The 10427-nt window shown below is 68.8% G+C and carries 9 protein-coding genes; 6 read left to right on the top strand and 3 right to left on the bottom strand.

Annotated features, from left to right (window positions below; genetic code table 11):
* From AC3XYG_RS32665 to AC3XYG_RS32655, 3 genes are all read right to left on the bottom strand, one after another.
* A partial coding sequence (locus AC3XYG_RS32665) for a type II toxin-antitoxin system VapC family toxin (RefSeq protein WP_489144060.1) occupies positions 1–369 on the bottom strand: 369 nt, incomplete at its 3' end.
* A complete protein-coding gene (locus AC3XYG_RS32660) occupies positions 369–614 on the bottom strand; it encodes a type II toxin-antitoxin system Phd/YefM family antitoxin (protein ID WP_489144059.1) in 246 nt (81 codons plus the stop codon). The genes AC3XYG_RS32660 and AC3XYG_RS32665, both read right to left, overlap by 1 nt.
* Before the next feature lie 77 nt (positions 615–691).
* A complete protein-coding gene (locus AC3XYG_RS32655; protein ID WP_489144058.1) occupies positions 692–1639 on the bottom strand; it encodes an oxidoreductase in 948 nt (315 codons plus the stop codon).
* A 183-nt stretch (positions 1640–1822) separates the two neighbouring features.
* Between AC3XYG_RS32655 and AC3XYG_RS32650 the strand changes: the two genes are divergently transcribed.
* The 6 genes from AC3XYG_RS32650 to AC3XYG_RS32625 all read left to right on the top strand — a co-directional run bounded on the left by AC3XYG_RS32650 (position 1823) and on the right by AC3XYG_RS32625 (position 10283).
* A complete protein-coding gene (locus AC3XYG_RS32650; protein ID WP_489144057.1) occupies positions 1823–2464 on the top strand; it encodes a TetR family transcriptional regulator in 642 nt (213 codons plus the stop codon).
* A gap of 54 nt (positions 2465–2518) precedes the next feature.
* On the top strand, positions 2519–3145 hold the full coding sequence (locus tag AC3XYG_RS32645) for a glutathione S-transferase family protein (protein WP_489144056.1): 627 nt from the start codon (positions 2519–2521) through the stop codon (positions 3143–3145).
* A gap of 136 nt (positions 3146–3281) precedes the next feature.
* Positions 3282–5624 (top strand): oxidoreductase, encoded by a 2343-nt coding sequence (locus AC3XYG_RS32640; protein ID WP_489144055.1) that lies wholly within the window; start codon positions 3282–3284, stop codon positions 5622–5624.
* Positions 5625–6055: 431 nt separating this feature from the next.
* Positions 6056–8209 carry a thiamine pyrophosphate-dependent enzyme gene (locus AC3XYG_RS32635; protein ID WP_489144054.1) on the top strand — a complete coding sequence of 718 codons (2154 nt, stop codon included), beginning with the start codon at positions 6056–6058 and terminating at the stop codon, positions 8207–8209.
* Complete coding sequence (locus tag AC3XYG_RS32630; protein ID WP_489144053.1) at positions 8206–9783, top strand: indolepyruvate oxidoreductase subunit beta family protein; 1578 nt, start codon at positions 8206–8208, stop codon at positions 9781–9783. The genes AC3XYG_RS32635 and AC3XYG_RS32630 overlap by 4 nt, the downstream gene beginning before the upstream one ends.
* Complete coding sequence (locus AC3XYG_RS32625; RefSeq protein WP_489144052.1) at positions 9780–10283, top strand: MarR family winged helix-turn-helix transcriptional regulator; 504 nt, start codon at positions 9780–9782, stop codon at positions 10281–10283. Before AC3XYG_RS32630 ends, AC3XYG_RS32625 begins: the two co-directional genes overlap by 4 nt.
* Positions 10284–10427: the final 144 nt, after the last annotated feature.

The raw sequence follows: 10427 nt of genomic DNA, 5'->3' as shown, positions 1-10427 counted from the left end.
GAAATCCGCCGTGTTTCGGGTGACGACGGTCAGGCCATGCACGAGGGCGGTGGCGGCGATGAGACCGTCGCGGATCGGCCTGGGGTCGGGGACATAGAGGGTGGCGCTGCGGCGGGCCACAGCGGTGTCCACGGCAAGGATCCGATCGGCGAAGGCGGTCAGGATCTGGTTGGTCAGCCAGGAGCGAAGGATGGCGCCCTGGTAGGGGTCGCGATGCTCCGCGCGGATGACCCCGATCTCGATCTCCTCGATGGTGATGACCGAGAGAAAGAGGCCGGCGACGGGAACGGAGCCCGCCCAGGAGACCACGTTGGGGTCGGCCTGTCGGCGGCGCAGCTCCGAGACGACATTGGTGTCGAGGAGATGCATCAGAGGTCGGCCGGGCGTGCCAGATCACGCCGCGGCGGGATGTCCAGCTCCACATCTTCGTCGATCGCCAGAAGCTCGACGATGCTTGCCTGCCCACCGGTCAGGCGATGGTAGTCCTCGATCGAAAGCAGGACATGGGCGGGGCGACCGCGGTCGGTGATGAAGACCGGCCCGTCCTGAGCCGCCTTCTTGGCCCGGGTGGTGTCCTGGTTGAATTCCCGGCTCGACAGGGTGGTGATGCTCATCGCCGCCTCCTCTTGATGTAGTTACATTACTACATCTTGGGGTTTTCCAGAAGCGACCTGTCGGCGGCCGCGACCGCTCAGGCCGCCGCCCGGCCGGCGATGGTGACGCGGGTCAGCGCTTCGGAGGCATCCCACAGCCGGCGCCAGGCCGCCTGGTCGAGCGCCTGCGGCGCGATCTTCGACCGGCGCGGCGATCCCTTGATCTCGGAGAAGCCGTCCGGCCCGTACATCGCGCCGCCTTCGGCCACCGGCGTGGTCGCGGCGTAGAGCGTCGGCAACGCCCCGGCGGCCGCGGATTGCCCCAGGATGGGGATCAGCAGGCCCAGCACCCGCTCGAACAGTTTCGGCGCCGTCCGGCCCATGCCCGGCCCGGCGGCCTGCAGACCCGTCGCCGCGATGCCCGGATGCGCCGCGATGCTTCGCAAGTTCCAGCCTTCGGCCCGGGCCCGGCGCTCCAGCTCCAGGCTGAACATCAGATTGGCCAGCTTGGCCTGGTTATAGGCCGGCCACGCCTTATAGCGCCGTTCCGACTGCAGGTCGTCGAAGGCGATCCGGCCGGAGCGATGGGCCAGGCTGCTGAGCGTCACCACCCGCGGCGCCGGCGCGGCCAGCAGCAGTGGCAGCAGACGCAGCGTCAGTGCGAAATGGCCGAGGTGGTTGGCGCCGAGCTGCATCTCGAACCCGTCGGCCGTGAGATGGCGGGTGGGGATCGCCATCACCCCGGCATTGTTGATCAGCAGGTCGAGCTGCGGCACCGTCCGGCCCAGCCGGTCGGCGCAATCCGCGATCGAGGCCAGGCTGGCGAGGTCGAGCGGCTCGAACCGCACATCGGCCGCCGGATGCGCTGTCCGGATCCGGGCCAGCGCTTCGGTCCCCTTCTGCTGGTTGCGTGAGGCGATGATCACCCGGGCGCCGGCGCCGGCCAGAGCGAGCGCGGTCTCCAGCCCGATGCCGCTCGTCGCACCCGTCACCAGGGCGGTCTTGCCGTCCTGCGGGGGTATGGCCTTGGTCGTCCAGGCGGTCATGGCAATCTCCGGATGCGATGGGTTCAGAATGGGGGGAAGGTTGGCGGTGCGCCAGGGTTGGACGGTCGGCTGGATCGTTTGACTCGGGATGTCGTCGTCCGTCATCTGGTGGCGAATGCGCTTGCCGCGGCCTTCGGCAATCCACAAATATGCACTAGATGCAAGTTTGCAATAGGTGAGAGTTTGGGGCGTTCCCAAGAACCGGATCCGCCAGCGACCGAGGGCCTGCGCGAGCGCAAGCGCCGCCGGACCCGCGAGCGCATCGCGCAATCGGCCATGGCACTGTTCCTGGACCGCGGCTTCGACGCCACCACGGTCGACGACATCGCCGCGGCGGCCGACGTCTCCAAGCGCAGCTTCTTCGACTACTTCCCGGCCAAGGAGGATGTGGTCGTGGCCTGGCAGGACCAGTTCGCGGTCACCCTCGTCGCCGCGGTCGCGGCCCGGCCGGCGGGCGAAGCGCTGGCCCAGGTGGTCGAGGAGGCGCTGACGGCCTCGATCATCCAGACCGCGACGCCCCAAGTCATGGCGATCCGCCAGCTGATCCACGACACGCCGGCCTTGTCCGCGCGGGACCAGGTGAAATACGCGAAGCTGGAGCGGATCCTGGCCGATGCCCTGGCGGCGCGGGCGGTGCCCGGCGCCGACCCGCTACGCCTCCGTCTGCTGGCCATGGTCGCCGTCGGCGGGCTGCGCATCGGCGCCGAGGCGGGGCGGGTGCGGCAGGACGGGGAGACGATCGAGGCGCATGTCCGACGCGTCTTCGCGACGCTGTGGGCGAATCTGCGCGAGTTCGGGCAGGCCGGCGAAGCGGCCGGGTTGTAGGAGCGAATCCGGGCGGGCAGAGTGTGCCGGCTTTCTCCCATCGGAGCGTTCGCGATGATCCTGATCGGCCAGTATGATTCGCCCTTCGTCCGCCGCATCGGCATCGCCCTGACGCTGTACGATCTGCCTTTCGAGCATCGGCCGTGGTCGGTGTTCGGCGATGCCGAGAAGATCCGGCCCTACAACCCGCTGCTGCGGGTGCCGACGCTGGTGCTGGACGATGGCGAGGTGCTGATCGAGAGCCACAGCATCATCGACCATCTCGACAGCCTGGTGCCCGCCGGGCGGGCGATGTTTCCGCGCGAGGAGCCGGCCCGGCGCCGGGCGCTGAAGGTCGCGGCCCTGGCGACCGGGGCGGCGGAGAAGGCGGTCAGCCTGTTCTACGAGCTGCAGCTGCATCGGGAGGTGTCCGATGTCTGGGTGGCGCGCTGCGGCGCCCAGATCGCCGAGGCCCTGGCCGTGCTGGAGGCCGACCGCGCCGGCCGGCCCGGCGACCACTGGTTCGGCGACCGCATCGGCCATGCCGACATCGCCGTGGCCGCGGCGCTGCGCTTCCTGGCCGATGCGCATCCCGGCCTGGTGCCGATGGCGGGTTTCCCGGCCCTGCGCGCCCATGCCGCCCGGCTCGAAGGCCTGCCAGTGTTCCAGGCCATCGCCCAGGCTTTCAGCCCGCCGGCCTGACGCAAGGCGCGTGAGCGCGGTGGGTTCGCCCGTCCGCTTCGATCACAAAATGCTTTAAGTATAAAACAATCCAGCCTAAGCTCCCTGACATGGGGCCGGGATTGCGACCTCCGGCCTTCGCAGGGAGACGGACAGGATGCGGATCACGGTTGTCGGCGGCGGACCCGGCGGTCTGTACTTCGCGCTGCTCACCAAGAAGGCGCAGCCCGGCTGGCACGTCGCGGTGCACGAGCAGAACCGGGCCGACGACACCTTCGGCTTCGGCGTGGTGTTCTCCGACGACACGCTGGACGAGTTCCTGTCGCGCGACCCCGACTCCTACGAACGCATCCGCGACCACTTCGCCTATTGGGACGATGTTGCGATCCACTACCGGGGCGAGACCATCCGCTGCGGTGGCAACGGCTTCTGCGGCACCTCGCGGATGACGCTGCTGCAGATCCTGCAGGAGCGCTGCCGCGAGGTCGGGGTCGAGCTGACCTTCGCAGAACGGATCGACCCGGCGACGCTGGCCACGCGATTTGCCGAGTCCGACGTTATCGTCGCCGCCGACGGCATCAACTCGCCGATCCGCGAGCATTTCCGCGACGCCTTCCAGCCCGAAATCTCGTTCAAGGCCAACCGGTTCTGCTGGATGGGCTCGACCCGGCCGATGGACGAGTTCAACTACTTCTTCCGCCAGACCGAACACGGCGTGATCTGCGCCCACACCTATCAGTACGGGGAAGGCCGCTCGACCTGGGTGTTCGAGATGGACGAGGCCTGCTGGCAGGGCCACGGCTTCACCGAGGCGGATGAGGAGGGCTCACGCGACCGGCTGGCGGCGATCTTCGCCGAAGAGCTGCAGGGCCATCCGCTGCTGCTGAACCGGTCGATGTGGCGGCGCTTCCCGCGGATCTTCTGCGAGCGCTGGTCGCATGGGAACATCGTGCTGCTGGGCGATGCCAAGGCCTCGGCGCATTTCTCGATCGGGTCCGGCACCAAGCTGGCGATGGAATGCGCCATCGCCCTGTCGGACGCCGTCCTGGCGCATGCCGAGACCGACGTGCCTGCCGCCTTCGCCGCCTATGACCGCGCCAGGCGCACGCCGTGCCAGGTCACCCAGCACAATGCCGACGTGTCGCTGGCCTGGTTCGAGCACATGAACCGGTCCACCGACATGGACCCGATGCAGTTCGCCATGGTGGTGATGTGCCGGGCCAAGTCGATCACCTATGACAATCTGCGGATCCGCGATCCGGAGTTCGTGCGCCGCGTCGACGATGCCTTCTACGACCGGCTGCTGCGCGAAACCGGCGACGATTACCGCCGCAGCCGGCCGACGCCGATGTTCACCCGCTTCCGCCTGCGCGGCATGGCGCTGGCCAACCGGGTGGTGATGGCGCCGATGGCCCAGTATTCCGCCGACGCCGAGGGCAACCTGACCGACTGGCATTTCGTGCATTACGCCTCGCACGCCGTCGGCGGCATGGGGCTGATGTTCGTCGAGATGACCTGCCCGTCGCCCGACGCGCGGATCAGCCTGGGCTGCCCTGGCCTGTGGACCGATGCGCAGGAGGCGCAGTGGACCCGGCTGGTCGATTTCGTCCACGGCCACACCGAGGCGAAGATCGCGATGCAGCTCGGCCATTCCGGGCGCAAGGGATCGACCCAGCTGGGCTGGGAGACGCCCGACCATCCGATCGCCGAGGCAAGGGCCAACTGGCCGGTGGCCTCGGCCTCGCCGCTGCCCTGGCTCGATGGCATCAGCCCCGTGCCGCGGGAAATCGACCGCGCCGACATGGACCGGATCACGGCGGAGTTCGTGCAGGCCACCGAACGCGCTGCGCGGGCCGGCTTTGATCACCTGGAGCTGCACTGCGCCCATGGCTACCTGTTCGCCTCCTTCCTGTCGCCGCTGACCAACACGCGGACGGACGGCTATGGCGGGTCGGTCGAGAACCGGCTGCGCTATCCCCTGGAGGTGTTCCGGGCGATGCGGGCGGCGTGGCCGGAGGACCGGCCGATGTCGGTCCGCATCTCCGCCACCGACTGGAAGGCGGGCGGCATCAGCGAGGCGGATGTCTTCGCCATCACCGAGGCGTTCCGCGACGCCGGTTGCGACCTGATCAACGTCTCGGCCGGCCAGACCGTGCCGGACCAGCAGCCGGTCTATGGCCGCATGTTCCAGGTCCAGTTCGCCGAGGCGATCCGCAACGTGCCGAAGATCGCGACCATGGCGGTCGGCGCCATCACCGAGGCGGGGCAGGTCAACACCATCCTGCACACCCGCCGCGCCGATCTGGTGGCGCTGGGCCGGCCGCATCTGTGGAACCCGGCCTTCACCCGCCGGGCCGAGGCCTGGTACGGGGTGAAGACGCAAGCCTGGCCGAAACAATACTGGCCCGGCCGCGACCAGGCCTTCCGCGAGGTGTCGAAGGCGGCCGAGAAACAGGCCGAGCTGCAGATCAAGGCAAAGCCGAAACGCCACGCCCGGTGAGACCGTCCGGAAACGCGCCGGCGCGGCCGTCTGATGGCGGCTCCTGCGCTTCCGGTGCTCACGGACCCAAACGTCCGCTGCGCGCCGGTTCTCGGCGCCACCACCAGCCGACTCACGCCAACACGTTTCCGAACGGTCTCGTGGGTTGCATTCGCCAACGCCCCCATCGTCATCGCGAGGAGCGAAGCGACGCGGCGATCCAGCGGCTCGATCTCTGGATTGCTTCGCTGCGCTCGCAATGACGGTGAATGATTTCGCCGCGTCTCTCTTTATGCAATTACATATGAATCTCATCCACTACCGACAGGCTTGACGCCGTCTCTACGCAGGAGAAATATGTTTTTGCATAGATAAGAATTTCGATGCGGATGGCGGGCCGCACCCGGACGGAGAGCCGGGGCGGCCATCGCTCGTCCCAAGAGGAGGCAGGGATGGCCGAACGGTCGTTTGCGCGGGAGGTCGAGGATCTCAAGCTCGGCCAGGGGCAGGTTTTCCGCGGCGAGGGCATCCTCGCCATCACCAAGGCGCTGCTGCAATCCGGCGTGTCCTATGTCGGCGGCTACCAGGGCGCGCCGATCTCGCATCTGATGGATGTGCTGGCCGACGCCAAGGACGTGCTCGACGACCTCGGCGTCCATTTCGAATCCTCGGCGTCGGAGGCGGCGGCCGCGGCCATGCTCTCAGCCTCGGTGATGTATCCGGTGCGCGGCGCCGTGACCTGGAAGTCGACCGCCGGCACCAATGTCGCCTCGGACGCCCTGTCCAACCTGGCCTCGGGCGGCGTCACCGGCGGCGCGCTGATCGTGATCGGCGAGGATTACGGCGAAGGCTCCTCGATCATGCAGGAGCGCAGCCACGCCTTCGCCATGAAGTCGCAGATCTGGCTGCTCGACCCCCGGCCGAACCTGGAATCGATCGTGCAGGCGGTCGAACACGGCTTCGAACTGTCGGAAGCCTCGAACACGCCCGTGATGCTGGAGGTGCGCATCCGCACCTGCCATGTCCATGGCCAGTTCGCCGCCAAGGACAACAAGCGGCCCGCCACCACGCTGCGCCAGGCGCTGGAGAACCCGAAGCGCGACACCAGCCGGATCGTGCTGCCGCCCGCCTCCTTCCTGCATGAGAAGGAGAAGCTGGAGCGGCGCTGGCCGGCCGCGGTCGACTACATCAGGACGCACAAGCTGAACGAGGTCTTCGGCCCGGCGCAGGGCGATGTCGGCATCATTCTGCAGGGCGGCATGTTCAACAACGTGCTGCGCGCGCTGCAGCTGCTGGGCCTGGCCGATGTCTACGGCAACTCGGCCGTGCCGCTCTACGTGCTCAACGTCACCTATCCCCTGATCGATGAAGAGGTGGCGGAGTTCTGCGCCGGCAAGAAAGCGGTGCTGATGGTGGAGGAGGGGGCGCCGGAGTTCATCGAGCAGGCGCTGAACACCCTGCTGCGCCGCCGCGACATCCAGACCCGCATCGCCGGCAAGGACATGCTGCCGATGGGCGGCGAATACACGGCGCCGGTGCTGGTCAAGGGCATCGCCGGCTTCCTGGAGGTGCATGACCCGGTGCTGCTGGGCAACCGGCCGCCGCTGCCCGACCCGTCGCCGGTGCTGAACCATCCCAAGGTCAAGGCGCTGGCCGAGGTGGTGCCGGCGCGGCCGCCCGGCTTCTGCACCGGCTGCCCGGAACGGCCGATCTTCGCCGCGATGAAGCTGGTGGAGCAGGAGCTGGGGCAACACCACGTCTCGGCCGATATCGGCTGCCACCTGTTCTCGATCCTGCCGCCGTTCAACATCGGCGCCACCACCATGGGCTACGGCCTGGGCCCGGCTTCCGCCTCGGCCTTCAACGTCGAGTCCGACAAGCGGTCGATCTCGGTGATGGGCGATGGCGGCTTCTGGCACAACGGCTTGGCCAGCTCGATCGGCAACGCCGTGTTCAACAAGCAGGACGGCGTCATCCTGGTGGTCGACAACTATTATTCCGCGGCCACCGGCGGGCAGGACATCCTGTCCTCGCGTGCCGACAACCCCGGCCGGGCCACCCAGAACTCGATCGTCGACGCGGTCAAGGGCGTCGGCGCCAAATGGGTCCGGCACATCGACCGCACCTATGATGTCGCCCGCATGCGCGACACGCTGCGCGAGGCGCTGACCACGGCGGCCAAGGGACCCAAGATCATCGTCGCCTCCTCCGAATGCATGCTGAACAAGCAGCGCCGGATCAAGCCGGCTTTGGCCAAGGCGGTGCAGGCGGGCAAGCGGGTGGTGAAGCAGCGCTTCGGCGTCGACGAGGATGTCTGCACCGGCGACCACGCCTGCATCCGCCTGTCCGGCTGCCCGTCGCTGTCGGTCAAGCACACCGACGACCCGCTGAAGGACGACCCGGTCGCGGCAATCGACGACAGCTGCGTCGGCTGCGGCAATTGCGGCGAGGTCTCGGAGGCGGCGGTGCTGTGCCCGTCCTTCTACCGCGCCGACATCATCCAGAACCCGACCTGGTTCGACCGCACCCTGGCGAAGGTCCGCGGCGCCGTGATCGGCGCGCTGCAGCGGCGCCGGGCCCGGCATCGCCTGGCGTTCGAGCCATGAACGGCCCATCCATGAACGGCACCGAGACCAAGGCCCGGCTGTCGACCGACAAGCCGCTGTCGGTGGCGATCCTGGCCATGGGCGGGCAGGGCGGCGGCGTGCTGGCCGACTGGATCGTCGCACTCGCCGAACAGCAGGGCTGGGTGGCGCAGTCCAGCTCGGTGCCCGGCGTGGCCCAGCGCACCGGCGCGACGATCTATTACCTCGAAATGCTGCCGCCGAAGGACGGCCATGCGCCGGTCCTGTCGCTGATGCCGACCCCCGGCGACGTCGACATCGTCATCGCCGCGGAGCTGATGGAGGCCGGCCGGTCGGTGCTGCGCGGGCTGGTGACGCCCGACAAGACCGTGCTGGTCGCCTCGACCCACCGGTCCTATGCGGTGGTGGAGAAGCAGTCGCCGGGCGACGGCATCGGCGATCCCGTCACCGTGATCGACGCCACCGAATTCGCCGCCCGCCGGACCATCGCCTTCGACATGCAGGCGGTGGCGGAAAAGGCCGGCAGCGTGGTCTCGGCCGTGCTGTTCGGTGCCTTGGCGGCAGCCGCGGCGCTGCCCTTCGACCGCACAGCCTTCGAGGCCGCGGTCAAGGCTGGCGGCAAGGGCGTCGAGCCCAGCCTGCGCGCCTTCGCCGCCGGTTTCGCCCGCGCCGTCGAGGCGCCGCACGAGCCGGTGGCCAAGGCGCCGTCGAAGCACCTGCCGGGCCTGCCCGGCCCGACCGGCCATGCCGTGCTCGACGCCCTGGTCGGGCGGATCCGGGACGAGCTGCCGCCGGCCGCCCAGCCCATGGCCTTCGCCGGCATCCGGCAGCTGGTCGACTTCCAGGACCCGGCATATGCCGGCGCCTATCTCGACCAGCTTCGCCGCCTGCGCGGGCTCGACGAGGCCGCCGGCGGGGCCGGCCGCGACTTCGCCTTCCTGCAGGCCTGCGCCAAGTACCTCGCCGTGGCCCTGGCCTATGACGACGTCATCCGCGTCGCCGATCTGAAGACCCGTGGCAGCCGCTTCGACCGGGTGCGGGCCGAGGTCGGCGTCAAGCCGGACCAGATCGTCACCACCACCGAATTCATGCATCCGCGGCTGGAGGAGGTGGCGGGCACCCTGCCGCGACGGCTCGGCCTGTGGCTCGAACGCCATCCCGGCCTGTTCCGCACCTTCGGGCCGCGGCTCGATCGCGGCCGGCGGGTGCGGACCGGCACGATCGGCTGGTTCGTGGCGCTGTATGCGGTCGGCGGCCTCCGCCGCATCCGCCGATCCAGCCTGCGCCATGCCCGGGAGATGGCGCATCTCCAGGCCTGGCTTGATCGGGCCGAGGCGACGCTGGGCTGCGACTACGATCTGGCGGTCGAGATCATCGGCTGCCGGCGGCTGGTGAAGGGCTATTCCGACACCCATGCCCGCGGCGCCTCGAAATTCGACCGGGTGCTGTCGGCCTTGCCGCTGCTGGACGGCCGGGCCGATGCCGCGGCGTGGCTACGGCGGCTGAAGCAGGCGGCGCTGCTGGATGAGGAGGGCACGGCCCTGGACGGCGCGCTGAAGACCGTCGCCAGCTTCGCCGCGGAGAAGGCGGCTTGACCGGGCCGCGCCCCCGCACCGCCGTGCTGCGCGCGGCCGACGACATGGCGCCGCCGACCCTGGGCGAGATCGGGCTGAACCAGTTCGCGCCCTATCTGATGAACCGGGTGATGGCGCGCTGGAACGCCGACCTGGCCGAGGCGCTGAAGGACCACGATGTCAGCACGGTGAAGATGCGGGTGCTGGCGGTCTTGGCCGTCACCAGCGGGCTGACAATCAACGAGCTGTCGGTCTTCGCCGTGACCGAGCAATCGACCATGAGCCGCACCCTCGACGCCATGGAGGCGCAAGGGTTGATCCGGCGCGAACAGCGGGCCGGCGACCTGCGGGTGCGCGAGATCCATGTCACCGATGAGGGGCGGCGCCTGTTCGACTGGATCTGGCCGGTGATGCACGGCCTGTTCGGCCGGATGCTCGACGGCGTCGATGCCGTGGAATACCAGGCCTTCACCGCCACCCTGCACAAGATCCTGCTCAACATCCGGCAGCATCAGATCTGAGAGCAGGCGGCCGCCCATGGCGATACGCGGCTGGCCGAACCGACTTGCTACTGGCCCCCATCCCTTTCTCGCCGCCAGTGGTGCTCGTGCCTGAGTTTCTCGCGCTTTTCTGCTACTTCAATGCAATATAATATCTTTGATCGA

Source organism: Inquilinus sp., assembly GCF_057815775.1.
This window is presented reverse-complemented; position numbering and strand designations above follow the sequence as displayed.